The sequence below is a fragment of the Streptomyces sp. Act143 genome, from assembly GCF_003143935.1.
In the GTDB taxonomy this organism is placed as follows: Bacteria; Actinomycetota; Actinomycetes; order Streptomycetales; family Streptomycetaceae; genus Streptomyces.
The window spans coordinates 1625853-1651399 of record NZ_QFRX01000001.1 but is presented as its reverse complement, the minus strand read 5'-3'; the positions used below and the strand labels follow the sequence as shown (position 1 = coordinate 1651399).

Genomic DNA, 25547 nt, shown 5'->3' with positions numbered 1-25547 from the left:
CCCTCATGACCACCGACGTCACCGACGAGGCGATCCGCAGCCTGCGCGACACGGCCGACCCGCGCCTGCGCGAGCTGCTCACCGCCCTCGTCCGCCATCTGCACGACTTCGCCCGCGAGACCCGGCTGACGCAGGAGGAGTGGGCGGCGGCGATCCGCTTCCTCACGGCGACGGGACAGACCTGCACGGACACGCGACAGGAGTTCATCCTCCTGTCGGACGTGCTCGGCCTGTCGATGCTGCTGGAGACCCTCCACGGCCACGGCTCGCCCGCCGCCACCGAGTCGACCGTCCTCGGCCCCTTCCACATGACCGCCTCCCCGGCCCGCGAACCCGGCGCGAACATCGACCTCGTCGGCGACGGCGAGCCCTGTGTGGTCAGCGGCCGTGTCCTGTCCGCCGACGGCACCCCGCTGCCCGGCGCGGCCGTCGACGTCTGGCAGGCCGACGGCAACGGCTTCTACGACGTCCAGCAGCCGGACGTCCAGCCGCCGGGCAACGGCCGCGGCCTGTTCACCACGGACAGCGAGGGCCGCTTCCGCTGCCGCACCTGCGTGCCGAGCTCGTACCCGATCCCCACCGACGGCCCGGTCGGCGACCTGCTCAGGGCCACCCGCCGGCACCCCTACCGCCCGGCCCACATCCACTTCATCGCCTCGGCCCCGGACCACACCCCGGTCACCACCCACATCTTCGTGGCGGGCGACGAGTACCTCGACTCGGACGCGGTGTTCGCCGTCAAGCAGAGCCTGGTCCGCGACTTCGCACCGACCGACGACCCCGCTCTGGCAGCGGAGTCGGGCGTGCCGACCCCCTTCCGGCACGCGCACATCGACCTCGTACTGGAGCGCGTGTGAACCCCCTCGCGGACTTCATCCACGAGACGCCGCCCGTCCGGGTCGTCTTCCGTCCCGGCGGCGCGACGACCGCGACCGCGGGGGAGGCCCAACGGCTCGGTCTGCGGCGGCTGTTGGTGGTCTCCGGCGCCCACGGCGCCGACACCGCGCGGGCGGTCGCCGACTCCCTCGGCCCGGCCTGCGCCGGCCTGCACACCGGGGCCAGGATGCACGTCCCCGCCGAAGTCGCCGAGCGGGCCGTGGCGGTGGCCCGGGCCGTGGACGCCGACGGCTGTGTCGCGGTCGGCGGCGGTTCCGCCATCGGCCTCGGCAAGGCGATCGCCCTGCGCACCGGCCTGCCCCTGATCGCGGTCCCCTCCACGTACTCCGGCTCCGAGGCGACCCCGGTGTGGGGCCTGACCGAACACGGCGCCAAACGCACCGGACGCGACCCGTCCGTGCTGCCCCGCGCCATCGTCTACGACCCCGAGCTCACCCTCACCCTCCCCGTCCCGCTCTCCGTCACCAGCGGCGTCAACGCCCTCGCGCACGCCGTCGAGGCCCTGTACGCCCCCGACACCTCACCCCTGATCGCGCTGACCGCGGAGGAGGGCGTCCGCGCCATGGCGGGCGCGCTGCCCCGGCTGGCCGCAGACCCGCGCAGCCTGGACGCCCGCAGCCGCGCCCTCTACGGCGCCTGGCTCTGCGGCTCCTGCCTGGGCGCCACCACCATGGGCCTGCACCACAAGCTGTGCCACGTCCTCGGCGGCACCTTCGGCCTGCCCCACGCGGACACGCACACCGTGGTCCTCCCGTACGCCCTGGCGTACAACGCCGCCGCGGCCCCCGAGGCGGCGGCGGCCGTCGCCCGGGCCCTGGACGCGGCCGACGCCCCAACGGCCCTGTGGCGCCTGGCCGGTGACCTGGGCGCACCGCGCTCGCTCGCGGAACTGGGCCTGAAGGAGACCGACCTGGCGGTGGCGGCCGCGCAGACGGCGGGTCAGTCCTACCCCAACCCCGCGGAAGTCACGGCGGACGGGGTGCTGGCGCTGCTGCGGGCGGCGTTCGAGGGCGGGGCGCCGAAGCCGTCGTAGGAGATGAGCGGGCTCCTCGGAGCGCGGACTCCGAGGGAGCCGCTGGGGCCGGTCGCGGTTTCCGGGGTGGGGGAGAGCGGGCCGGGGCCGGTCGCGGTTCCCAGGGAGGGCCGCTGGGGCCGGGCGTGGTTTCTGGCGGAGGGCGCCGAAACTGTGCCGGGTCGGCACCGCGGGTACCGGCGCCGAGGGCATGGTGCGGCTCACCCGGCAGCGGTACGACCTGGTCGTCCTCGACGCCACGCTGCCGGACCTCGCGGACCTCGCGGACCTCGCGGACCTCGCGGACCTCGCGGACCTCGCGGACCTCGCGGACCTCGCCCACGGCGCCGCATCGCCCCCGCCGATCGCCCCCCACGGCTCTACCTGGCCTCCTGCGACGCCCTGCACCGTCTGCTGCCGAACTCGGCCCCGGCGGGGAGGACTACGTCACCAAGCCCGTCCGGATCGCCGAGTCGGACCGCCGTGCTCCGTTCGCACCGTCGGTCGCGCCGCCGCTCACGCCGTCTCTCACGCTCACGCCGTCTCTCACGCTCTCACCGTCTCTCACGCTCTCGTTCTCGCTCACGCCGTCGCTCGTGCCGTGAGGATGCCGATCGCGTTCGCCCCGACCACCGCCGCGACGCCCGTCCACTCCGGCCATCCCAGCCCCTGCCCCAGGACCACCCACCCGACCAGGGCCGCCAGGACCGGGTTGACGCTCATGAACAGGCCGAACACCGGGGCCGGCACCCGTCGCAGGGTGAACAGGTCGGCGAGGTAGGGAACCGCCGAGGACAGCACGCCCGCGGCCACCGCGCAGCCGGCCGCCCCCGCGGTCGGCGGGTGGCGTACGGCGGCCGCGATCCCGACCGGCAGGAACATCAGCGCCGACACCATGGCCGCGGCCGCCGACCCCTGCGCCCCGGGCAGCCGGCTGCCGACGGTGCGGTTGAGGAGGATGTACGACGCCCAGCAGAGGGCGGCGAGCAGACCGAGCCCCATGCCGAGGTAGTCGGCGGAGGGCCGCGGCCGCATCAGCGTGACGACCCCCGCGGTCGCGAACAGCGCGCAGCACGCGTCCACCCGCCGCCGGGTGGTCGCCAGCGCGATGCCCAGCGGGCCGAGGAACTCCAGGGTCACCGCCAGTCCGAGGCCGATCCGGTCGACGGCCGTGTAGAGGGACAGGTTCATCGTCCCGAACACCACGGCCAGCAGCAGCACCGGCCACCACTGGCGCCAGGTGAACGACCTCAGCCGCGGCCTTCCGACGGCCAACAGTACTGCCGCGGCCACGTATTGACGTACCGTCACCACGCCCACGGGGCCGATGACCGGGAAGGCGAGCGATCCGACCGCGGCGCCGACCTGGTTGGACAGGCCGCTGCCGACCATCGTGGCCACCCCGGCGACGGGGACGGTTGCGCGTTCCGGGGCGGTGGGCAGGGGAGAGGGCGCGGCGGGGCGTGCGGGGGCTCCTTGCATACGCCGATCGTGCGGGCCGGGCATGCTTGCGCAAAATGCATCTGTGCGACGATCTATACGCTTGCGTCATGGATGTGGATGCGGATGTGGAGCTCCGGCAGCTGCGCTGTCTCGTCGCCATCGTCGACGAGGGCACCTTCACCGACGCCGCGCTCACCCTCGGGGTGTCCCAGGCGGCCGTCTCCCGCACTCTGGCCTCGCTCGAACGCGCCCTGGGCGTACGGCTGTTGCGGCGGACCTCGCGAGAAGTGACCCCGACCGTGGCCGGGGCGCGGGTCGTCGCGCAGGCCAGGCGGGTGCTCGCCGAGGTGGCGGACCTGGTCCGGGACGCCACCTCGGGCCACGCCCACCTGCGCATCGGCTACGCCTGGGCGGCGCTCGGCCGGCACACGCTGCCCTTCCAGCGCCGGTGGGGGAGGGAGCGTCCGGAGACCGACCTGCACCTGGTGCGCGTCAATTCGACGACCGCGGGGCTCGCGGAGGGCGCCTGCGATCTGGCCGTCGTACGCCGGGCCCTGGACGACCGGCGGTTCGAGTCGGCCATCGTCGGGCTGGAGCGGCGGCTGTGCGCGATGGCCGCCGACGATCCGCTGGTCCGGCGCCGCTCGGTGCGGATGGCCGACCTCGCGGGGCGGACGCTGCTGGTGGACCGCCGTACCGGCACCACCACCCCGGACCTGTGGCCGCCGGAGGCTCGCCCGGCCACCGAGGAGACGCACGACGTCGACGACTGGCTGAACGTGATCTCCACCGGCCGCTGTGTCGGGATGACGGCCGAGTCCACCGCCAACCAGTACCCGCGGCCCGGGGTCGTCTACCGGCCGGTGCGCGACGGGGAGCCGATCGCGGTGCGGCTCGCCTGGTGGCGGGACGATCCGCATCCGGCGACCCAGGCAGTGATGGAACTGCTCACGGCCCTGTACCGGGACGGCTGAACGCGGGACGGGCCGGGTAGGGGTCCGAGCGATGCAAGCAATACGGCAGACAAAATTGTTGACAATCTTGTTTGGCTAGATTTAGGTTCGACAGGCACTCACTCAGGGAGGGCACGATGCCGAAAGAAGCCCGTCCGAGCACCGGGGAGCAGGCCAAGCAGCATGCGCTCGCGCAGCTGCGGCAGGCGATCCTGCACGGCGAGATGGCACCGGCGCAGCGGCTGGTGGAGAACGAGCTCGCCGAGCAGTTCGGTGTGACACGGGCCAGCATCCGTGCGGCACTCATCGATCTGGAGGCCCAGGGCCTCGTCGAGCGGATCCGCAACCGGGGTTCCCGGGTGCGGGTGGTGACCGTCGAGGAGGCGGTCGCCATCACCGAGTGCCGGATGGTCCTCGAAGGACTGTGCGCGGCCAAGGCCGCCGTCGCCGCCAGCGACGAGCAGCTCGCCGAGCTGACGGAGCTGGGCACGGCGATGACCAAGGCCGTGGCCGACGGCGAGCCGGTGACCTACTCCGAGCTCAACCAGGAGCTCCACGCCAAGGTCCGGGAGTACTCCGGCCAGCAGACGGCCGTGGACCTGCTGGAGCGGCTCAACGCCCAACTGGTGCGCCACCGGTTCCAGTTGGCGCTGCGCCCGGGGCGTCCGCAGCACTCCCTGAACGAGCACCTGGCGATGATCGACGCGATCAGGGCCAGGGACCCGCAGGCGGCCGAAGCGGCCGTCCGCGCCCACCTCACCAGCGTGATCGAGGCGCTGCGCGACTGATCGCGACGGTGCGGGGCGGGCGCACACCTGTCATCAAGGGAGATTGCAGCAATGACCCAGGCCAACGCGCCCGCCAGCCCACGTTCCACACTCGTCATCACCGCACACGCCGGCGACTTCGTGTGGCGTGCGGGCGGGGCCATCGCCCTGGCCGCCTCGCGCGGCGAGAAGGTCACCATCGCCTGTCTGACCTTCGGTGAGCGCGGCGAGTCCGCCAAGGCGTGGCGCGAGGGGAAGAAGCTGGAGGAGATCAAGGCGATACGCCGGGACGAGGCCGAGCGCGCGGCCGCCACCCTGGGCGCCGAGGTCCGCTTCTTCGACGCCGGCGACTACCCGCTGCTGGTCACGCCCGAGCTGACCGACCGGCTCGTGGAGGTGTACCGCGACACCCAGCCCGACGTCGTGCTCACCCACCCCACCGAGGACCCGTACAACGGCGACCACCCGGCCGCCAACCGCATGGCCCTGGAGGCCCGCGTCCTCGCCCAGGCCATCGGCTACCCCGCCCCCGGCGAGATCATCGGCGCCCCGCCCGTCTTCTTCTTCGAGCCGCACCAGCCCGAGATGAGCGGCTTCAAGCCCGAGGTCCTCCTCGACATCACCGAGGTGTGGGACACCAAGCGCAAGGCCATGGAGTGCCTCGGCGCCCAGCAGCACCTGTGGGACTACTACACCGACCTCGCCGTCCGCCGCGGCGTCCAGCTCAAGCGGAACGCCGGCCCGAACCTGGGCCTCGCGCACCGGACCATGGCCGAGGCGTACATGCGCCCCTACCCGCAGATCGCGAAGGAGCTGGCATGAGCGGCGTGATCGTCACCGACCCGCCCAAGGCGGACCTGAAGGACGTCGACGCGCTGGCCGGTTACGGCGTGGCGACCGTGAGCGAGGCCATGGGGCGAACGGGCCTGCTGGGCCCGGAGATCCGCCCCGTCCAGCAGGGCGTGCGGGTCGCCGGGACCGCCGTCACCGTGCTCAGCTGGCCCGGCGACAACCTCATGATCCACGCCGCCGTCGAGCAGTGCGGCGCGGGCGACATCCTGGTCGTCACCACCACCTCCCCGTGCACCGACGGCCTGTTCGGCGAGCTGTTCGCCACCGCCCTCAAACAGCGCGGGGTGCGCGGAGTCGTCCTCGGCACCGGCATCCGTGACACCCAGGAACTGCGTGACATGGGCTTCGCCGCCTGGTCCCGCGCAATCTCCTCGCAGGGCACCGTCAAGGCCACCGGCGGTTCGGTCAACGTCCCCATCGCCATCGACGGCCAGGTGATCCGCCCCGGTGACGCGATCCTCGCCGACGACGACGGGGTGGTGGTCGTCCCGCGCGAGCGGGTCCGGGAGACCGTCGAGAGGTCCGAGGCCCGCGAGGCCAAGGAGGCCGCCACCCGCGCCGCCTTCCTCGACGGCCAACTCGGCCTGGACCGCTACGGGTTGCGGGACAAGCTGAAGAGCCTCGGCGTCGAGTACCGGACGTACGCGGAGTACGAAGGAGAGCGGCCGTGACCTCCGTGCCCGAGGAGGTGCCCTGCCTGCTGATGCGCGGCGGCACCTCCAAGGGCGCCTACTTCCTGGCCGACGACCTGCCCGCCGACCCGGCCGCCCGCGCCGAGCTGCTGCTGCGCATCATGGGCAGCCCCGACGAACGGCAGATCGACGGCCTCGGCGGGGCCCATCCGCTCACCAGCAAGGTGGCCGTGGTCTCGCCCTCGTCCCGCCCCGAGGCCGACGTCGACTACCTCTTCCTCCAAGTCGTCGTCGACCGGCCGGAGGTGAGCGACCGTCAGAACTGCGGGAACATCCTCGCCGGCGTCGGCCCGTTCGCCGTCGAGCGCGGCCTGGTCCCGGCGGGGGAGGAGTCCACCTCCGTCCGCATCCACATGGTCAACTCCGGTGACCTGGCCACCGCGACCTTCCGCACCCCCGGCGGCCGGGTCGACTACACCGGCGACGCCAGGATCGCCGGGGTACCCGGCACGGCGGCTCCGGTGGTCATCGAATTCCCGGCCGGTGCGGGGACGTTGCTGCCCACCGGCAAGGTCCGCGACACCATCGGCGGTGTCCCGGTCACCTGCGTGGACAACGGCATGCCGGTCGTGCTGGTCGCCGCCGCGGACCTGAAGGTCACCGGGTACGAGACGCCCAAGGACCTGGAGGAGGATCTGGCGCTCGCCGACCGGCTGCGCGAGATCCGCCTGGAAGCCGGCCGTCTGATGGGCCTCGGCGACGTGTCGGACACGACGGTCCCCAAGCTCACCCTGCTCGCCGCGCCCCGCGAGGGCGGTGCGATCTGCACCCGCACGTTCATCCCCGTCCGCTGCCACACCTCCATCGGTGTGCTCGGCGCGGCAGGGGTGGCCGCCGGGCTGCGGATCGAGGGCGGGGTGGGTGCGGGGCTCGCGGAGCTCACGCCCGGCAGTGACCGGACGCGCATAGAACATCCCACCGGATTCCTGGATATCGACAGCAGCCTCGGCACCGGCCCCGACGGCCTGCCCTCCGCCCGCCGCACCGCCGTGGTGCGCACGGCCCGCAAGATCTTCGACGGCACCGTCTTCCCCCGGGCCGCCGCACTACCCCAAGGAGGTCACCGATGACTCCGCCCCTCGGCGACATCGCGCACATCGGCCACGCCCAGCTGTTCACCCCCGACCTGGACGCCAGCGTCGCCTTCTTCACCGACTACCTTGGCCTGACGGTCAACGGCCGGCAGGGCGACACCGTGTACCTGCGGACCTTCGACGACTACGAGCACCACAGCCTGGTCCTCACCGCCCGCGAGCAGCCCGGCCTCGGCCGGCTCGCCCTGCGCACCTCCAGCGAGGAGGCCCTCCACCGCCGCATCGAGGCGAACGAGGCGGCGGGCGGCACCGGTACCTGGGTCGAGGACGAACCCGGCCTCGGCAAGCTCTACGTCACCACCGACCCGGACGGCCACGAGCACGCCCTGTACTGGGAGAGCGAGCACTACCGGGCGCCCGCGGAACTCAGGCCCGCGCTGAAGAACCAGCCCCAGGCCAAACCCAACCGGGGCGTGGGCGTCCGGCGCCTGGACCACATCAACTTCCTCGCCGCCGACGTCCTCGCCAACGCCGAGTTCCAGCAGAACGTCCTCGGTGCCCGGCCGACGGAGCAGATCCGGCTCGACAGCGGGAAGATCGCGGCGCGCTGGCTGACGTACACGAACAAGTCGTACGACGTCGTCTACACCTCCGACTGGACCGGCAGCGCCGGACGGCTGCACCACCTCGCCTTCGCGACCGACACCCGCGAGGACATCCTGCGCGCCGCCGATCTCGCCATCGACAGCGGGGTGTTCATCGAGACGGGCCCGCACAAGCACGCCATCCAGCAGACGTTCTTCCTCTACGTCTACGAGCCGGGCGGCAACCGCATCGAGCTGTGCAACCCGCTCACCCGGCTGGTGCTGGCGCCCGACTGGCCGCTGATCACCTGGACCGAGGAGGAGCGGAAGAAGGGGCAGGCCTGGGGCCTGAAGACCATCGAGTCGTTCCACACGCACGGGACACCGCCGGTCGCCTGACCAGGGCTTCTGTGCGCCCACCGGGCGCTGTGCGAGCCGCCCGCCAAAACTGTCGATGAGATTGTTGACAAAAACGTTGACGTTTGGCGGGCGGCTCCTTAGCGTCTAGCGCACCAAGTACGAGAGGTAACCAACGATGTCTTCCTCCCCCTCCCCGGCCGCATCCGCCCGCGGCATCGGACTGGCCAAGCTGGTCGTCGGACTGTGCTGGCTGGCCGTCCTCTTCGACGGCCTCGACATGTTCATCTACGGCTCGGTGCTGCCGCACCTGCTCGCCACGAAGACCTTCGGCCTCACCGCCGACCAGGCCGGCGACCTCGGCTCGTACGCCACCTTCGGCATGCTGGTCGGCGCGCTGACCGCGGGCACCGTCGCCGACCGGATCGGCCGCAAGAAGCTGATGGTCGCCTGCGTGACCCTCTTCTCGCTCGCCTCCGGCCTGTGCGCCGTGTCGGGCAGCGTCGAGGTCTTCGGCCTCGGCCGGACCCTCGCGGGCGTCGGCCTCGGCGGTCTGCTGCCCACCGCGATCAGCATGGTCTCCGACTACGCCCCGCGCGGCCGTGCCGCCATCACCATCGGTGTGCTGATGACCGCCCACCACGCCGGCGGCATCCTCTCCGCCTACGTCGCCAAGTGGCTCATCGACCCGGTCGGCTGGCGTGCGGCGTTCTGGGTCTGCGTGCTGCCGCTGCTGTTCGCGCCGGTGCTCGCCAAGTTCCTGCCCGAGTCGCTGAGCTTCCTGGTCGCCAAGGGCCGCACGGAGGAGGCGCGGGCGCTGGCCACCCGGTACGACGTCGAACTGCCCGCCGCGGGCGGCCGGAAGACGGCCGCCGACCGCTGGGACGCCCTGGTCAACCTGTTCCGCGGCGGCGAGTGGCTGCAGACCCTGCTGTACTGGTTCGCCTCCTTCGGCGGTCTGCTCCTGGTCTACGGCGTCGCCACCTGGCTGCCCACCCTGATGCGCGCCGAGGGCTACGCGCTGGCCGACGCCCTGACCTTCGTGGTCGTCTTCAACATCGGCGGCATCGTGGGCATGCTCGTCGCCGGCCGGGCCGCCGACGCGTTCGGCGCCCCGCGCATCTCGGCCCTGTGGTTCGCGCTGACGGCGGTCGGGGTCTTCCTGCTCGGCGTCCACATGAACCAGACCCTGACCATGGTCATCGTCTTCCTCACCGGCGTCTTCCTCAACAGCGCCCAGACGATGATCTACGCGACGGTGTCCATCCGCTCCACCCCGGACAACCGTGCCACCGCCGTCGGCTGGACCTCCGGAATGGGCCGTTTCGGTGCCGTCTTCGGCCCGTGGCTGGGCGGCCAGCTGCTCGCCGCGGGCAACGGCGACTGGGGCTTCACCGCCTTCGCGATCACCGGTGTCTGGTCGATGGTCTTCATCGGCGTCGCGGCCCTGCGCAGCGCCAAGCAGGGCGCGCCGGCCACGAGCGGGCAGGAACTGGTCGGCTCGCACTGACCTGAGCCGTCACAGGGGGAAAGGCCGAAGCCGGCCACCGCGCGCGTCAGGGGCGGTGGCCGGCTTCCCGCGTGAGGTCGGGAGCGGCGACGTCGACAGGTCCGGAGAAGGCCCCGGCGGCGGTCCGGAGCGCGGCCGCGGGGTCCGTTCCGGGCCAGAGATGCGTGAGCAACAGACGTCCGGCACCTGCCTGTTGGGCGTACTCGCCCGCGAGCCGTGCGGTGAGCAGGTACGGCGCGTCGGCGTCCGGCACCTTCTCCACGTACGTCGCCTCCGACAGGAACAGGTCCGCGCCCGCCGCCAGGCGCGGGATGCCGGGGCTGGGGCCGGTGTCGCCGGTGTACGCGAGGACGGCGTCCGGGGTGGCGAGGCGGATGCCGGCATTGGGCACGAAGTGCGGCAGGAGACAGGTCCCGGCGGTGAAGGGGCCGATGCGCAGGTCGTCGCCGGGCCGGAACTCATGGAGGTCGTACGCCGCCGCCAGCATGCCCGGCCGGTCGAGGGCGAGTACGGCGTCCAGTGCCCCGTGCGGCGCGTACACCGGCAGCGCGGGCGGCGGAACGTCACTCAACCCCCGTGCCCGCAGCAGGGGGTTGAGGTCGGCGCAGTGATCGGGGTGCCCGTGGCTGACCAGGACGGCGTCGACCGCGTCGGCCTGGATGTGCCGGAGCAGCCTGGGCATCGTCGCGTGACCGGGATCGATCAGCAGGCGGAAACCCTCGTACTCGACGAGGTAGCCGCTGCACGCCTGATCCGCGGTGGGCCAGGCGCCGCAGCCGCCGAGAACGGTCAATCGCATGTCACCGCAGCTTAGTTGACGTCAGTCGTCGCCCATCTGGTCCTCGGCCGACAGGTGTTCCACCGTCCTGCCCGTCTCCGTGAACGTCCGGGTGACGTGTCCCGAGGAGTACACCCACAGGATGCGCAGCGGGGTGTCCCCGATGTTGCGGAACAGGTGAGGGACGGGGGAGGGGATGTACGTGGTGTCGAAGCGCGCCAGCTGCGTCACCTCGCCGTCGACCCACACCTCCGCCTCGCCCTCCAGCACCGTGACGTGCTCGTCGCAGTTGTGCGAGTGCAGCGGGGCCCCGGAACCGACCGGATACACGCTCATGCCGCTGGTGATCAGGTTCTCCCCGCCCGCCGACGGCGTGGTGATCAGTGGCGTGGTCACCACGGCCCCGCCCCGGTCGAGCAGGGGGACCGACGCGGCCTTGATGATCGTGGTCATCCGGAGTTCCTCTCCACTTCACGGTGCTGTGCCGACCGACGTTAGGTCGCGCGCGCCGCGGCCGGTGCCCTCTGGCGTGCACCTTTACCTTGCATTTCGGGAGGGGTGAGCTTCTCGGACACGGCTGTACGGTCGGCTCGCATCGCACGGCTTTCGGATCCGTGCCGGAAACGCGCCGGAAAGAAAAGGCAGGTATCGGCCACATGAGGCTCCCCGTTCTCAGCCAAGAGGAAATGGACCCGCGGCAGCAGGAGCTGGCCGCCCGTATCGCCGGTCGCCGAGGTGCCGTCCGTGGGCCGTTCCGGGTCTGGCTGCACAGCCCGGAGATGTGCGAACGGGCCGAGTCGCTCGGCGCGTTCGCCCGGTTCGACTGCAGCCTGCCCAGGCATCTGCGCGAGCTGACGCTGCTGATGGCCGCCCGCAACTGGGACGCCCAGTACTCCTGGAACGCACATGTCCACCAGGCGATCGGGGCGGGCATCCCGGAGACCGCCGTGCAGGCCATCGCGGAGCGGCGTGAGGCGGTCCTCGGCACCGAGGCCGACCAGGCCTTCTACCAGTTCTGCCGGGAGGTCCTGGAAGAGCACTTCGTCAGCGACGGGACCTTCGCCCGGGCCCTCGCCCACTTCGGCTCCAAGGGGCTGGTCGACGCCATCGGCGCGCTCGGCAACTTCACCATGCTCGGCATGTGCCTCAACACCTTCCAGGTGGACCTCCAGGCCGACAAGGAGCCCCCGTTCCCGGACATCCGCGGCTACGGACGCGTGGCCCCCGCGGGTGACCGGCCGTGACTCCGGTACTCCGCGTCCGGGGCGTCACCAAGAGCTTCGGCGGGGCCGCCGCCCTCAAGGGCGTCGACCTCGACCTGTACCCCGGTGAGATCCACGCGCTGATGGGCATGAACGGGGCCGGCAAGTCGACCCTGGTGCAGATCCTCTCCGGAGCCCACCCGGCCGACGACGGCACCATCGAGGTGGGCGGCGGCAAGCACTACGGGCTCACCGTGCGCAAGGCGCGCAGCCTCGGCATCGCCTGCGTCCCGCAGCGCCGCGAACTGGCCATGGGGCTGACCGTCGCCGAGAACGTCATGCTGGGCGACCTGCCCACCCACGGCTGTGCCGTCCGGTGGAAGGCCGTCAAGGAGCAGGCCCGCGCGGCACTTTGCGGGCTCGGCATCGACATCGACGTGGCGCGCGTCGCCGGCACCCTCACCGTCGCCGAACAGACCATGGTCGAGGTGGCCCGCGAGGTCCGCCGCGGTGGCCGCATCCTCATCCTCGACGAGCCGACGGCCTGCCTCGGCGCCGACGACGCCGACCGGATAAGGGAGTTGGTGCGGACGCTGCGGGACGACGGGGTCGCCGTCGTCTACATCTCGCACTACATCGACGAGGTGATGGCCGTCGCCGACCGGCTCACCGTGCTGCGCGACGGCGCGGTGGTGACCAGCGCCCCGGCCGCCGAGATGGAGCCGGCCTCGCTGGTGCGCAGCATGGTCGGGCGGGACGTCGTCTCGCGGCGGCCCGAGCGGCCCGGCCCGAAACCGGAGAGCGGGCTGTGCGTCCGGGGGCTCAGCCACGGCCGGGCCGTGCGGGACTTCGGCGTCGAGGTGCGCAAGGGCGAGATCGTCGCCGTCCTCGGGCCCGCGGGCGACGCCCAGTCCCGGTTGTTCGACCTGCTGTCCGGGCGGCGGCGCCCGGACGCCGGTGACCTGTACGTCGACGGGCGGGCCGTGCCCTTCGGCCGGGTGGCGGCCTCGCTCGCCAGCGGCCTGCGCTGCGTCACCGGCGACCGGCGCGCCCTCGGCCTGGTCCAGGGCATGAGCGTCGACGAGAACCTGATGCTGGCCGGTGACCGCTTCGCCCGCCGACGGCTGCACCGCCGGCACGAACTCGCCCGCCGCGCGGCCCCGTTGCGCGCCGGCTACGGCGTGGTCGCCCTCACCGGGAACCCGCCCGTCGGCACCCTGTCCGGCGGCAACCAGCAGAAGGTCCTGCTCGCCAAGTGGCTGGAGACCGAGCCGGTCGCCTGCTTCCTGGAGGACCCGACCAACGGGGTGGACGTCGCGGCCATGGCCGACATCCACACCCTCGTCGACGAGCTCGCCTCGCGCGGCGTCGCCGTGCTGCTCGCCTCCTCCTCCGCCGAGGAGGTCCTGCGCCTCGCCGACCGGGTCGTCGTCGTGAGCGCCGGGCGCACCGTCGCCGAACACGACATCACCGCCATCACCCGCGACGAGCTCGTCGCCACCGCACTCGGAGGTCAGCCGAAGTGAGCCTCAAGACCCCCTCGGCCGCCCCGGACACCGTGGCCGGACCCGCCGCACCGCGAAGGTCCCCGCGGGCGTTGCTGCACATTCCGCACGGCGGGCTCGTCGTCGTCCTCGTCCTCGTGGCGGTGTTCACCGCAGTCCAGGCGGACTCCTTCACCACCTCGCAGAACCTGCTGAACGTGCTCCGGCAGATCAGCGTGAACGCCGTCATCGCGGCCGGACTCACCCTGCTGATGACGGCCGGCGGCATGGACTTCTCCATGGGCAGCAACGCGGCCGTCACCCTGTCGGTGGCCGCGCAACTCCTGCACGACGGCTGGTCGACGACCGCCGCGGTCCTGGTCAGCCTGCTGCTGGCGACCCTGATCGGCCTGGTCAACGGAGTCGTCGTGACCTTCACCCGGGTCGCCCCCTTCGTCGCCACCCTCGCTTCCGCCATGCTGCTCGACGGGGTGGCCCTGCTCGTCCTCGACGGCATGAGCGTCACCATCGGGGACCGGCTGACGGCGCTCGGCAACGACAAGATCCTCGGCATCCCGTATCTGACCGTCGTGGCGGTGCTGGTGCTCGCCGGGGTCGGTCTGTCGATGCGGTTCACCACCTTCGGCCGCGACGCCTACGCCATGGGCGGCAACGAGCACGTCGCCCGGCTCAGCGGCATCAACGTCGCGGGCCGCAAACTCGCGCTGTACGCCCTCGCCGGCGCCCTCGCCGGCCTGGCCGGTCTCATGCTGCTGTCCCGACTGGGCGCCGCCGCCCCCAACACGGCAGGCCTGATGACCCAGTTGACGGCCGTGGCCGCGGTCGTCATCGGCGGCACCTCGCTGGCGGGCGGCCACGGCAGCATCGTCGGCACGGTCCTCGGCGCGGTGCTGCTGGGGGTGGTCGCCAACGCCCTCAACCTCCTCCAGGTCGACGGCAATTACCAGTACGTCGTGACCGGCGGTGTGCTGCTCGTCGCGGCGGTCGTCAACGAGTTCCAGCGGAGGTCGTCGCCGGGGCACTGAGCTGCCACCGCCACAACCGCCGCTGACCGCCATCCATCTGTCGCCCCTTCTCTTCAATGTCGCAGGAAAGGCGTACCCATGAATCGCACTCCCCGCCGGCGCCGTGCCGCCGCGGTCTCCCTCCTCGGCGCCGCCGCGCTGATGCTCTCCGGCTGCGGCACCGAGGACGACGCCGCGGGCGCTGCCGACGGCGCGGTCACCCTCGGCTTCGTCAACGGCGCCGCCACCCACTTCCACACCTGCCTGCTGAAGGCCGTGGAGCAGACGGCGAAGTCCGAGGACGCCAGGCTCTACTCGGCCAACTCCAAACAGGACGCCGGGACCGAGCTCTCCAACATCGAGGACATGATCTCCCGCAACGTGGACGCCCTGATCGTGCAGACCGTCAACGTCGACGCCCTGGAAGGCGACATAGCCAAGGCCAAGAGCGCCGGCATCCCGGTCTTCCTCACCTCCGTCGCCACCGACGACATGTCCGACGTGCTGGGCGTGGCCAAGGTCGACCTGAAGCAGGTCGGCGCGCTGGACGCCGGCTGGATCGAGAAGGACGCCGCCGGGAAGGACGTCACGGTCGGGATCGTCGCCGGGGCCCCCGGTGCCGCCTCCGACCTGCTGGTGGGCGGCTTCGAGGACGCGCTGCCGAGCACCGCGAAGGTGGTCGCGAACCAGCCCGGCATGTTCAACCCGGCCAAGGCCCAGGACGTCGCCGAGAACATGATCCAGGCGCACCCCGACCTCGACTACGCCTTCGTCGCCAACGAGGAGATGGCCTTCGCCGTCCGCAAGGCCTTCGACGCGGCCGGCGCCGAGGACGTGCGGATCGTCAGCGTGAACGGCACAGAGGACGGCGTCGCCGCGGTGAGGAGCGGGGAGCTGTCCGCGACCGTCGCCAACTCGGCGATGACCATCGGGCGGACCGCGGTCAGGAACACGATCGCCCTGCTCGACAAGGACAAGAGCGTTGACAAGATTGCCAACATTCCTCTTGTCTTGGTCACCAAGGACACCGTGGACGAAGCGCCGCAGTACTGCCCCAAGTAAGGAGCCCACCATGGACCGCCTGCTCCTCATGCACAGCTTCGTCACCGTCGCACAGGTCGGCAGCTTCAGCGGAGCCGCCAAGAAGCTGGGCTCCTCCGGCTCGCTGGTCTCCCGGCACGTCGCCGAGCTGGAACGGCAGGTGGGCGTCCGGCTGGTCAACCGCACGGCCCGCTCGGTGAGCCTCACCGAGCCGGGCCAGCGGTACGCCGAGTTTGCCGCCCGCATCCTGGACGAGATCGAGGCCGAGGACGCGGGAATCGCGCAGTCGCACGACCGCGCCGAGGGGACGCTCAGCATCATCTGCCCGAAATGGATAGGGAGCCTGGATCTCGGCGATGCCATCGCGGCGTTCTCCGCCGCTTATCCCAAAATCCAGGTGCGATTCGAACTCGGCGGTATGTCGGACCGGACGTACGACTTTCTGGACAGCGGATTCGACATCGCATTCCATACCCGAGATCTCCGCGATTCGAGCGTCCGGCTGAAGAAGATCTCGTCCTTGCCGTTCGTGCTGTGCGCGTCGAAGACGTACATCGAGCGGCACGGCGAGCTCTCCCACCCCAACGACCTCGCGAACCACGACTGCCTGGTGCACGTCAACGATCCGGTCTGGCGCATCGGCCACGGACACGCGAGCACCCTGCACAAGATCCGTAACATCGCGTTCTCGTCCAACTCCTACATCGCCCTGCAGAAAGCCGCCGTGCACGGCCGCGGCCTCGCCCTGCTGCCGCAGCGCCCGGCCTACGACGACCTCGTCTCCGGCGCCCTCCAGGTGCTGCTGCCGGAGCTGGCGGTCCCCGACCGCCCGCTGTACGCGATCTACGGTCCGGGCCATGACACCCCCCGTAAGATCAGCGTCTTCCTGGACTTCCTCGCCGAATGGTTCTCGCAGAACCCCATTCCGGCAATCCGGCCCTGACTGCAAGAAACGATTGCGCACCTCGTGAAGCTCGGGCCATTGAGGCCCGCGCGCACGGAAATCTACGCTCACGAGGCGACCCGGAAACGAGGAATCCATGGGAATCCAGAGAATCGAATCGGTCACCTACAGCAGCGACGACCTGCACGAATGCGTCCGGTTCTACGACGATTTCGGACTGTTCCTGGTGGAGCGGACCGACGACCACGCGGTGTTGGAGACGCGCACCGGCCAGACCCTCCACCTCGACGCCTGGCCGAGCCTGCTGCCGCCGCCGGTGGAGAGCGGCCCCACTCTGCGCGAGGTCGTGTGGGGCGTCGACACCCAGGAGGAACTGGACCGGCTGGTCGCCGCGGTCGGCAAACACCGCGAGGTCCGCGCGAGCGCCGACGGCGTCCACCACACCGTCGACGAGACGGGCTTCGGCGTCGGCCTGACCCTGGCCCGCCCGAAGCCGGCGCCGGTCACCCCACGCCCCGCCAACACGCCGGGCGGCGTCCACCGCTGGAACACCGCCCTGGAGCCGATCGAACGGGTCCGCCCGCTGCGCATGTGCCACGTGGCCCTCAACATCCCGAAGCCGGGCAGGCACGAGGCCGTCGCCTTCTACACCGATCTCCTCGGCTTCCGGCCCACCGACGTGGTCGAACCCATGGGCGTCTTCATGCAGGCCCCCGGCGACGACGACCAGCACACCATGCTGCTCTGCCACCGCCCCGACCGCGCCGGGATCAACCACATCGCCTACGAGGTGCCGGGCTTCGACGACGTCGTCGAAGGCGGCAATCACATGATCGAACGCGGCTGGCGCGAGGCCCGCAGGCTCGGCCGCCACACCATCGGCTCCAACGTCTTCCGCTTCCTGCACGCCCCGAGCGGGGGCCGCGTCGAGTACGCCGCCGACATGGACCGGGTCGACGACTCCTACGAGACCCGGGTGCACGCCACCACCCCGCCCCACCACATCTGGGCCCTGCGCACCAACCGCGACAACGAAGCCTCTTGAGAGGGCACCCACCCATGACGACCGACCACGGCTACCCCGCCGTCCGCATGTACATAGCGGGCGAGTGGTGCCAGGGCGGCACCGGACGTACCGCCCCGATCGTGAACCCGGCCACCGAAGAGGTGATCGGAGCCGTACCGCTGGCGACCCCCGCCGATCTCGACCGCGCCCTGAAGGCCGCCGACGAGGGCTTCCGCATCTGGCGCGACACCCCCGTCGCCCGGCGCAGCCAGATCCTGCACACCGCCGCCGACCTGCTCACGGGGCGGGCCGCCGAGGTCGGCCGGATCATGACCCTGGAGCAGGGCAAGCCGCTCGCGGAGTCCACCGGCGAGGTGCGCCGGGTCGCCGACACCCTGCGCTGGCACATCGAGGACGCCCGCCGCGCCTACGGGCGGATCATCCCCTCCGCACCCGGCACCCTGCTGAGCGTGCGCCGCGCGCCCGTCGGACCGGTCGCCGCGTTCGTGCCGTGGAACTTCCCGGCGGGCGGCCCGATGCGGAAGATGTCCGCCGCCCTCACCGCGGGCTGCTCGATCGTCATCAAGGCCGCCGAGGAGACCCCGGCGACCGCCGCCGAACTGGTCCGCTGCTTCGCGGACGCCGGTCTGCCCGCCGGTGTCCTCAACCTGGTCTTCGGTGCGCCCGCCGAGGTCTCCGCGCACCTCATCGCCTCCCCGGTCACCCGGCTGATCGCCTTCACCGGCTCGGTCCCGGTCGGCAAGCTCCTCGCCGCCGAGGCCGGCAAGGTCATGAAGCCCTCCCTCATGGAACTCGGCGGCCACGCCCCGGTGATCGTCTGCCCGGACGCCGACCCGGCCACCGCCGCCCGCAGCGCGGCCCGGGCCAAGTTCGTCAATGCAGGCCAGGTCTGTACGTCGCCGAGCCGCTTCCTGGTCCACGAGAGCCTGGCCGAGGACTTCACCGCCGAGTTCGTGAAGGCCGCGGAGGCGGTGACCGTCGGCGACGGCCTCAGCGAGTGCACCACCATGGGCCCCCTCGCCAACGAACGCCGCCTGGACGCAATGCGCCGTCTCACCGCCGACGCCGTCGCCCGCGGCGCCACCGTCCGCACCGGAGGCGAACGCCTCGACCGCGCCGGGTACTTCTTCGCCCCCACCGTGCTGACCGACGTACCGCCGGACGCGGACGTCCTGCACGAGGAGCCGTTCGGGCCGATCGCCCCCATCGTGCCCTTCGCCGACCTGGACGAGGCCCTGCACACCGCCAACGAGCTGCCGTACGGCCTCGCCGCCTACGGCTACACCGACTCCGCCGCCACCGCCGAGCGCCTCGCGGGCGCGTTGGAGGCCGGCATCCTCTCCATCAACCACTGCGGCGGCTCCGTGCACGAGGCACCGTCCGGCGGGGTGAAGGAGAGCGGGTACGGCCGCGAGGGCGGACCCGAGGCCCTCGACGCCTACCTGGTCACCAAGCGCGTCTCCCACCTGCTGGTGCCGTGAGGTACGCGCGCCTCTCGGTCGGCGGGCGGGCCGTCTGGGGCCGGGTGGGGGAGACCGAGGTCGCGTTGTTGTCCGGCTGCCCGCTGGGGGAGCGGCCGGACGTGATCGGAACCGTGCCGCGGGCAACGGCCGTGTGGCTGCCGCCCGTCGTGCCTGGCGTCTTCTACGCCGTCGGCATGAACTACCCCCGGCACATCGCCCACACCGGGGTCGCCGCACCGGACCGGCCCGAGGTCGGCTACCGCGCCAACAACGCGCTCACGGGGCACCTCTCGGCGATCGTCAAACCGCGCGAGGTGACGGGACGCTTCGAGGCCGAACCCGAACTCGTCGCCGTCATCGGCCGAACGCTGCGCCACGCCACGTACGACGAGGCCCGTGCGGCCGTCTTCGGCTGGACCATCGGCAACGACGTCAGCGCCCGCACCTGGCAGCACCAGGACCGCTCGTTCTGGCGCAGCAAGAACAGCGACACCTTCAAGCCGATGGGCCCCTGGATCGAGACGGACGTCGACGCGCTCGCCCAGACGACGACGCTCCGGGTCAACGGCGAGGTCCGGTCCCGATTCCCCACCGGCGACATGGTGTTCGACCCCTTCGACCACCTCGTCGAGATCACCAGGCACCTGACCGTCCAGCCCGGTGACGTGCTCTGGATGGGCGCCGAGTCGACCTGCCAACTGGAGCCGGGCGACACCGTGGACGTCGAGATCAGCGGCATCGGCGTGCTCTCCAACCCCGTACACCTCGAAGGGAACCACCCATGAGCCGGGAACCCCGTTACATCCACCACGTCAACTTCCCCACCACCGACCCCGACCGGACCGCCGAGTGGTACGCGAAGGTCTTCGGGATGAAGCGGATCATGCCCAAGTCCAACACCCGTGTGGTGCTGATGACCCGGGGCAACTTCGACCTCCACTTCACGCCCGTCGAGGAGATGGAGCGCATGGCGCCCTACCACTTCGCCGTCGAGGTCGACGACTGGGACGACTTCCTGGACCACCTCAGGGAGCTGGGCATCCGGCACACCCGCCCGATCCAGCGCCCGGAGAACCAGTCGAAGTTCTGCTACATCCACGACCCCGACCACACCATGATCGAGCTGGTCCATCACGCCAAGCGCCCCAACTGAGCCTGTAGCAACGGGAGTTCACTCCATGCCCATCGCCGACTCCGACGGCACCGCCATCTATTACGAGCGCCACGGCAACGGCCCCGCGATCCTGTTCGTGCACGGCAGCGGCGGCCACCACGCCGCCTGGTGGCAGCAAGTGGCCGCGCTGCGCGACGAGTTCACCGTCGTCACCGTCGACCTGCGCGGCTTCGGCAAGTCCGACTCGGCCATGCCCGAGTTCGACGGCCAGGACTTCCCCGGTGACGTCGTCGCCGTGCTGGACCAGGAGGACCTGACCGACGTGATGCTCGTCGGCCAGTCCATCGGCTCCGTCGCCGCCCTGCGCGCCGCTCTGCTCCGCCCCGAACGCGTCACCTCCGTCGTCCTCGGCCACTCCCTGGGCGGCATCGGCCACCCCGAGCTGAAGGAGCTGGCCGCCGCCGACCGCGCCGAGGCCGTCAGGCTGCCGGTCATCGACCGCCTGCTCACCAGGCCCTTCCAGACCGAGCGCGCCGACATGACCTTCCTGTTCCAGCAGATGGGCACCTTCAATGTGGCCAGGATGCAGGACCTGCGCAACCTCGACACCGACGGCCCGAGCCTGGAGGAGATCCAGGCCTCCGGCGTCAGGGTCGCCTTCCTCGCCGGCGAGAAGGACGCGGTGCTCAGCGTGAAGACCGTCACCCGCGCCCACGAACTGCTGCCCGGCTCGCACCTGGAGGTCGTCGAGGGCGCCCCGCACTCCATGTACTGGGAGACGCCCGGCCCCTACAACGCGGCCGTCGCCCGCCTGCGCCGCACCCTCACCGCACCGAAGGACTCCGTATGACCAGCCTCACCCTGGACGCCGCCGAGAAGATCCTCGACGCAGCCCAGCAACGCGCCCGGGCGATCGGCAAGGCGGTGAGCGTGGCCGTGGTCGACGCGGCCGGCTTCCCCGTCGCCATCCGCCGCCCCGACGGGGCCCGCCCCCTCACCCCCGACATCGCCCGCGCCAAGGCCTACACCGCGGCGATCATGCAGCGCCCCGGCACCATGCTGAAGAAGTGGCAGGAGAGCCAGCCCGTGTTCTTCTCCCAGCTCTCCCAACTCCCCGGCGCCGCCATGCCGATCATGGCCACCGAGGGCAGCGTCACCATCAAGAAGGACGGCGAGATCATCGGCGGCCTCGGCATCGCCGGCGGGACTGCGGCCGAGGACCAGCAGATCGCCGAGGACGCCCTCAAGTCCCTCGGATACGAACTGGAGTTCGCCGCGTGGGGCGTGAGCGGCGGAAAGGGCTGAGGAAACACCATGGCAGACACGTTCAACTACCGCATCGACCACCACGGCAGCCTGGTCCGCCCGCCCGACCTCGCGGCGACGGGCACGGACCAGGCGGTCCAGGACGCGGTCGTCCTCCAGCGCAAGCTGCGCTCCACGGTCGTCACCGACGGCGACTTCCCACGGGAGGACTTCCGCAGCGCGGTCCTTGACGGAGTGTCAGGCCTGCGCCGCACGGACGAGACCGGACCGGAAGGCCTGGTCCGCTGGGTGGCCGAGTCCCTCCCACGGGCCGACGGCCCGCTCGTGGCGGGCTGGGCCGCCAGGCTCTCGGAGCTGACGGTGATCGCCCCCAAGGTGGCGCTGCCGTCCCCGGCGTATCTCGCCGCCACGACCTACCAGCCCGGCCTCGGCGTCTCCTGCGCCCGTGAACTGGGTGAGGCCCTCGCGGAGATCATCCGGGCGGAGATCGCACTCCTGGTTTCCAAGGGCGTACGCCTGATCCAGCTCAACAACCCGCTCCTGCTGGACGCCGACCTCGGCCCCCTCTCCTACGAGGACGCCTTGGCGGTGGACGCGTCGGCGGTACGGCTGGACGACCGCCCGGAGGGCGTACGGATCGGCGTCTGCCCCGGCTGGACGGCGCCGGCGGAGGCGGACCGGGCACGCCTCGAGAGGCTCTACGGCGAGATCCCCGCCGACCGCTGGAGCCTGCCCCTGCTGGAGGGCAGCGAGGCCGAACTGGACCTGGTCAGGGCCTTGCCGGAGGACCGGGACGTCTGCCTGGGCGTGGTCGACGCGACGGTGCCCGAGCCGGAAGACCTCGACACCGTACTGACCCGCATCGACGCGGCAGGCGAACTCAAGGACCTGGAGGACGCGGCCCTGTCCCCGTCGAGAGGCTTCGCCGACGTGGCGAACAGGCCTTCCCTCACCGCGGAGCAGCAGCGCAGGAAACTGGTCCTGGTCGAGACACTCGCCCGGTACGTCTGGGGCAACGAGTTCTGACAAGTGCCGGGCAACTCGGCAGAGTTGCCCGGCACTTCGCTTCACAGCACTTCGGCGAACGTCACCGACCGGCCGGTGAGCAGCGGCCACACCGTCTCCACGATCAGCTCCTTGAAGTGGCTCGCCGCCTTGTGCGCCTCGAAGCCCGCCTGGTCGGCGTACTGCTCGTACAACACGAAACAGCCGGTCTCGTTCACTTCCGCGTGCACCTCGTACGCCAGGTTCGCGGGCTCGGCGCGGGTGTGCTCGCGCACCTTCAGCAGCGCGGCCCGCACGCTCGCCTCGTCGTCGGCGGCGCAGTGGTAACGGGCGATGACTGCGTAGGCCATCGGGTTCCTCCTCATGGATCGTCCGGGCCACCGATCCCACCATGAATCCCCTGATGAGCGGCTCGCACGGAGCGCAAGCAATGTCTGCCGCCCCGGAGCTGGTCCCATCGCCGACCCGTGAGGTGTCGTGAACCGCATGCGTACTCTCGAAATCCTCTCCGGCGGCGAGTGGGTGACGACCGGCGAGTGGATCGACGTCCACGACCCGGCCGACGTCCGCACCCCGGTCGCCCGCGTCCCCGCCCTCACAGCCAAGGACGTCACCCGCGCCTACGACCACGCCGAGCGGGCCTTCACCGGCTGGAAGCGCACCAGCCCCTTCGAGCGGGCCCGGGTCCTCACCGAGGCGGCCCGGCTGATCCGTGAGCGCGTCGACGAGATCGCCGCGGACGTCACCGCCGAGAACGGCAAGACCGCCGCCGAGGCGCGCGGCGAGACCCTCAAGGCCGCCGACTTCCTCGACTACTACGCCGGTCTGGCCCGCCAGGGCTACGGCACCCTCCTGCACGACGTACGCCCGAATCACCGTACGCACACCCAGCGCGAGCCCATCGGCGTGATCCTGGTCATCAGTCCGTGGAACGACCCGTTGATCACCCCGGCCCGCAAGCTCGCCCCGCTGCTCGCGGCCGGCAACACGGCCGTGTTCAAGCCGGCCGGCGAAACCCCGCTGTCCGGAGTGCACTTCGCCCGTGCCCTGCATGACGCGGGTCTGCCCGCCGGAGTGCTGAACGTCGTCACGGGCCGCACCTCCGAACTGGAGGAGGCCCTGCTCGACGACCCGCGCATCGCCGGCATCACCTTCACCGGCTCCAACGCCGTGGGCAACCGCATCCGCCGCCGCCTCGCCGACCGCAACGTCCGCTTCCAGGGCGAACTCGGCGGCAAGAACGCCTCGGTGGTGCTGCGTGACGCCGATCTCCCCGCAGCCGCGCAGGCCGTCGTCGCCGCCTCCTTCGGGCAGGCCGGGCAGCGGTGCACCGCGACCAGCCGGGTCGTCGTCGAGCGGCCGGTCTACGACGCGTTCACCCGCCTGCTGCTCGACCGGGTCGAGGCGCTCATGACCGGCCCGGGAAGCGACCCGGCCACCACGCTGTGCCCGCTGTCGAGCCCGAGGCAGCGCGACAGCGTCCTCGCCGCCGTCGGCAGGGCGATCGACGAGGGGGCGACCGTCTGCACCGGCGGCACGGCCGACACGGACCGTCCGCACGGCTGCCACGTCCGGCCGACCGTGCTGACCGACGTCACCCCGGACATGGCGATCTGGCGCGAGGAGGTCTTCGGCCCCGTCCTCGCCCTGCGCGCGGTGGACGACTTCGCCGAGGCCGTCGACGCGGTCAACGACTCCGACTTCGGGCTCGCCGCCGCGGTCTTCACCCGTGATCTCGCGAGCGCGTACCGGTTCGCCGACGAGGTCGAGTGCGGTCAGGTCGCCGTCAACACGACCACCACCGGCTGGGACGTCCACCTTCCCTTCGGCGGCTTCCGCGACTCCGGTACCGCGTACAAGGAGCAGGGCGACGAGGTGCTGCGCTTCTCCACCCGCGTCAAGACCGTCGCCGTGCACATCGGGGAGGCGGCGCGTGGCTGACGAGACCGTCGGCGTCGTCGGCGCCGGGATCGTAGGGCTGGCCACCGCCCGGGAGATCGCCCTGCGCCGCCCCGGCACCCGGGTCGTGGTGCTGGAGAAGGAACGGGCCGTCGCCGTCCACCAGACCGGCCACAACTCCGGCGTCGTGCACGCGGGCCTCTACTACGCGCCGGGCAGCCTGAAGGCGGACCTGTGCGTACGGGGTGTGTCGCTGCTGCGGGAGTACTGCCAGGAACGAGCGCTGCCCTACCAGGAGATAGGCAAGCTCGTCGTCGCCGTGCGGGAGGACGAACTCGGCCGCATGGAGAACCTCCACGAGCGGGCCAGGCACAACCATGTGCCGGACCTGCGCAAGGTGTCCCGGGACGAGATCAAGGAGATCGAGCCGAACGCCGGCGGCATCGCGGCCCTGCACTCGCCGCGCACCGCGATCACCGACTACACGGCGATCGCCCAGGAGTTCGCCAAGGACGTCGAGGTCTGCGGCGGCGAGGTGCGGCCGGGCTTCCCCGTCACCTCGATCACCCGGGTCCCGGGCGGCATCGAGGTCGCCTCCGGCCAGGAACGGATCAAGGTCGACCGGCTGATCCTGTGCGCCGGCTTGCAGTCGGACGCAGTGGCGAGGCTCGCGCAGGACAGGACCGGTCCGCGGATCATCCCGTTCCGCGGCGAGTACATGCTCCTCAAGCCGGACCGGACCGACCTCGTACGGGGCCTCGTCTACCCGGTCCCCGACCCCCGCTACCCCTTCCTCGGCGTGCACTTCACCCCACGCGTCGACGGCTCGGTCGAGGTCGGTCCGAACGCCGTCCTGGCCCTGGCGAGGGAGGGCTACACGCTCGGCCGGATCTCCCCGAAGGACCTCCTGGGCATCGCCGCGTACCCCGGCACCTGGCGGATGGCCGCCCGGCACTGGCGCACGGGCATCAAGGAGTACCGCGGCGCCCTGTCGCGGGCGGCCTTCATGAAGGACGCCGAGCTGTACGTCCCCGGCGTCGGCGTCGACGACGTGGTCCGCGGCGGCACGGGTGTCCGTGCCCAGGCCCTGGACCGAGACGGCACCCTCGTCGACGACTTCCGCATCCACGCCGCCGGCCGGATCACCGCCGTCCGCAACGCGCCCTCGCCGGCCGCCACGGCGTCCATGGCGATCGCCGAGCACATCGTCGAGTCCGTTTACGCAACCTGAAGATGCC

Annotated in this window: 27 protein-coding genes; 23 read left to right on the top strand and 4 right to left on the bottom strand. The window is 71.5% G+C overall.

The annotated features are described in order from the left end of the window. The first annotated feature begins 5 nt into the window (after positions 1-5). Both DI272_RS07350 and DI272_RS07345 read left to right on the top strand, forming a co-directional pair. Positions 6-857, top strand: a complete 852-nt coding sequence (locus tag DI272_RS07350; protein ID WP_109494555.1) for a dioxygenase — start codon at positions 6-8, stop codon at positions 855-857. After that, a complete protein-coding gene (locus DI272_RS07345; protein WP_109494554.1) occupies positions 854-1930 on the top strand; it encodes a maleylacetate reductase in 1077 nt (358 codons plus the stop codon). Before DI272_RS07350 ends, DI272_RS07345 begins: the two co-directional genes overlap by 4 nt. 561 nt (positions 1931-2491) lie before the next feature. On the opposite strand, the gene DI272_RS07340 is transcribed toward DI272_RS07345, so the two are convergent. Beyond that, complete coding sequence (locus DI272_RS07340) at positions 2492-3391, bottom strand: DMT family transporter (protein ID WP_109494553.1); 900 nt, start codon at positions 3389-3391, stop codon at positions 2492-2494. 68 nt (positions 3392-3459) lie between these two features. On the opposite strand from DI272_RS07340, the gene DI272_RS07335 reads away from it, so the two are divergent. The 7 genes from DI272_RS07335 (at position 3460) to DI272_RS07305 (ending at position 10101) form a co-directional block, all read left to right on the top strand. Beyond that, positions 3460-4326, top strand: a complete 867-nt coding sequence (locus tag DI272_RS07335; protein ID WP_109494551.1) for a LysR family transcriptional regulator — start codon at positions 3460-3462, stop codon at positions 4324-4326. Between the two features lie 116 nt (positions 4327-4442). Further along, positions 4443-5093, top strand: a complete 651-nt coding sequence (locus tag DI272_RS07330) for a GntR family transcriptional regulator (RefSeq protein WP_109494550.1) — start codon at positions 4443-4445, stop codon at positions 5091-5093. Between the two features lie 51 nt (positions 5094-5144). After that, a complete protein-coding gene (locus DI272_RS07325; protein ID WP_109494548.1) occupies positions 5145-5894 on the top strand; it encodes a PIG-L deacetylase family protein in 750 nt (249 codons plus the stop codon). Beyond that, entirely contained in the window at positions 5891-6595 is a 705-nt protein-coding gene (locus DI272_RS07320) for a 4-carboxy-4-hydroxy-2-oxoadipate aldolase/oxaloacetate decarboxylase (protein WP_109494547.1), read from the top strand. Before DI272_RS07325 ends, DI272_RS07320 begins: the two co-directional genes overlap by 4 nt. Before the next feature lie 32 nt (positions 6596-6627). Next, on the top strand, positions 6628-7686 hold the full coding sequence (locus DI272_RS07315) for a 4-oxalomesaconate tautomerase (RefSeq protein WP_109500722.1): 1059 nt from the start codon (positions 6628-6630) through the stop codon (positions 7684-7686). Continuing rightward, positions 7683-8633: a catechol 2,3-dioxygenase gene (locus DI272_RS07310; protein WP_109494545.1), complete on the top strand. Its 951-nt coding sequence runs from the start codon at positions 7683-7685 to the stop codon at positions 8631-8633. Before DI272_RS07315 ends, DI272_RS07310 begins: the two co-directional genes overlap by 4 nt. A gap of 136 nt (positions 8634-8769) precedes the next feature. After that, on the top strand, positions 8770-10101 hold the full coding sequence (locus DI272_RS07305; protein WP_109494543.1) for an aromatic acid/H+ symport family MFS transporter: 1332 nt from the start codon (positions 8770-8772) through the stop codon (positions 10099-10101). 46 nt (positions 10102-10147) lie between these two features. Here the strand turns inward: DI272_RS07305 and DI272_RS07300 are convergent, their stop codons facing one another. Together DI272_RS07300 and DI272_RS07295 are read right to left on the bottom strand one after the other, a co-directional pair. After that, positions 10148-10900 carry an MBL fold metallo-hydrolase gene (locus tag DI272_RS07300; RefSeq protein WP_109494541.1) on the bottom strand — a complete coding sequence of 251 codons (753 nt, stop codon included), beginning with the start codon at positions 10898-10900 and terminating at the stop codon, positions 10148-10150. Between the two features lie 21 nt (positions 10901-10921). After that, positions 10922-11332: a cupin domain-containing protein gene (locus DI272_RS07295; protein ID WP_109494539.1), complete on the bottom strand. Its 411-nt coding sequence runs from the start codon at positions 11330-11332 to the stop codon at positions 10922-10924. Between the two features lie 233 nt (positions 11333-11565). Here DI272_RS07295 and DI272_RS07290 point away from each other — a divergent pair, with 233 nt between their 5' ends. The 12 genes from DI272_RS07290 (at position 11566) to DI272_RS07235 (ending at position 22431) form a co-directional block, all read left to right on the top strand. Continuing rightward, a complete protein-coding gene (locus tag DI272_RS07290) occupies positions 11566-12123 on the top strand; it encodes a carboxymuconolactone decarboxylase family protein (protein WP_109494538.1) in 558 nt (185 codons plus the stop codon). Beyond that, complete coding sequence (locus DI272_RS07285) at positions 12120-13607, top strand: sugar ABC transporter ATP-binding protein (RefSeq protein ID WP_109494536.1); 1488 nt, start codon at positions 12120-12122, stop codon at positions 13605-13607. Before DI272_RS07290 ends, DI272_RS07285 begins: the two co-directional genes overlap by 4 nt. Further along, positions 13604-14611: an ABC transporter permease gene (locus DI272_RS07280; protein ID WP_109494535.1), complete on the top strand. Its 1008-nt coding sequence runs from the start codon at positions 13604-13606 to the stop codon at positions 14609-14611. Before DI272_RS07285 ends, DI272_RS07280 begins: the two co-directional genes overlap by 4 nt. Before the next feature lie 78 nt (positions 14612-14689). After that, positions 14690-15652: a sugar ABC transporter substrate-binding protein gene (locus DI272_RS07275; RefSeq protein ID WP_109494533.1), complete on the top strand. Its 963-nt coding sequence runs from the start codon at positions 14690-14692 to the stop codon at positions 15650-15652. Positions 15653-15662: 10 nt separating this feature from the next. After that, the gene (locus tag DI272_RS07270) at positions 15663-16574 is read left to right on the top strand and encodes a LysR family transcriptional regulator (protein WP_109494531.1); all 912 of its coding nucleotides are present in this window, start codon (positions 15663-15665) and stop codon (positions 16572-16574) included. Positions 16575-16671: 97 nt separating this feature from the next. After that, positions 16672-17580 (top strand): VOC family protein, encoded by a 909-nt coding sequence (locus DI272_RS07265; RefSeq protein ID WP_109494529.1) that lies wholly within the window; start codon positions 16672-16674, stop codon positions 17578-17580. Between the two features lie 14 nt (positions 17581-17594). Next, positions 17595-19043: an NAD-dependent succinate-semialdehyde dehydrogenase gene (locus DI272_RS07260; RefSeq protein WP_109494527.1), complete on the top strand. Its 1449-nt coding sequence runs from the start codon at positions 17595-17597 to the stop codon at positions 19041-19043. Continuing rightward, positions 19040-19810: a fumarylacetoacetate hydrolase family protein gene (locus tag DI272_RS07255; RefSeq protein ID WP_109494525.1), complete on the top strand. Its 771-nt coding sequence runs from the start codon at positions 19040-19042 to the stop codon at positions 19808-19810. The genes DI272_RS07260 and DI272_RS07255 overlap by 4 nt, the downstream gene beginning before the upstream one ends. After that, a complete protein-coding gene (locus tag DI272_RS07250; protein ID WP_109494523.1) occupies positions 19807-20178 on the top strand; it encodes a VOC family protein in 372 nt (123 codons plus the stop codon). The genes DI272_RS07255 and DI272_RS07250 overlap by 4 nt, the downstream gene beginning before the upstream one ends. A gap of 25 nt (positions 20179-20203) precedes the next feature. Further along, a complete protein-coding gene (locus DI272_RS07245) occupies positions 20204-20989 on the top strand; it encodes an alpha/beta fold hydrolase (RefSeq protein WP_109494522.1) in 786 nt (261 codons plus the stop codon). Next, the gene (locus DI272_RS07240) at positions 20986-21444 is read left to right on the top strand and encodes a heme-binding protein (RefSeq protein WP_109494520.1); all 459 of its coding nucleotides are present in this window, start codon (positions 20986-20988) and stop codon (positions 21442-21444) included. Before DI272_RS07245 ends, DI272_RS07240 begins: the two co-directional genes overlap by 4 nt. Before the next feature lie 9 nt (positions 21445-21453). Next, positions 21454-22431, top strand: a complete 978-nt coding sequence (locus DI272_RS07235) for a methionine synthase II (cobalamin-independent)-like protein (protein WP_109494518.1) — start codon at positions 21454-21456, stop codon at positions 22429-22431. A gap of 41 nt (positions 22432-22472) precedes the next feature. Here the strand turns inward: DI272_RS07235 and DI272_RS07230 are convergent, their stop codons facing one another. Then, positions 22473-22760 carry a putative quinol monooxygenase gene (locus DI272_RS07230; protein WP_109494516.1) on the bottom strand — a complete coding sequence of 96 codons (288 nt, stop codon included), beginning with the start codon at positions 22758-22760 and terminating at the stop codon, positions 22473-22475. A gap of 136 nt (positions 22761-22896) precedes the next feature. On the opposite strand from DI272_RS07230, the gene DI272_RS07225 reads away from it, so the two are divergent. Next, entirely contained in the window at positions 22897-24351 is a 1455-nt protein-coding gene (locus tag DI272_RS07225; protein WP_181387111.1) for an aldehyde dehydrogenase, read from the top strand. After that, positions 24344-25540 carry an L-2-hydroxyglutarate oxidase gene (gene lhgO, locus DI272_RS07220; RefSeq protein WP_109494512.1) on the top strand — a complete coding sequence of 399 codons (1197 nt, stop codon included), beginning with the start codon at positions 24344-24346 and terminating at the stop codon, positions 25538-25540. Before DI272_RS07225 ends, lhgO begins: the two co-directional genes overlap by 8 nt. The last annotated feature ends 7 nt before the right edge of the window (positions 25541-25547 follow it).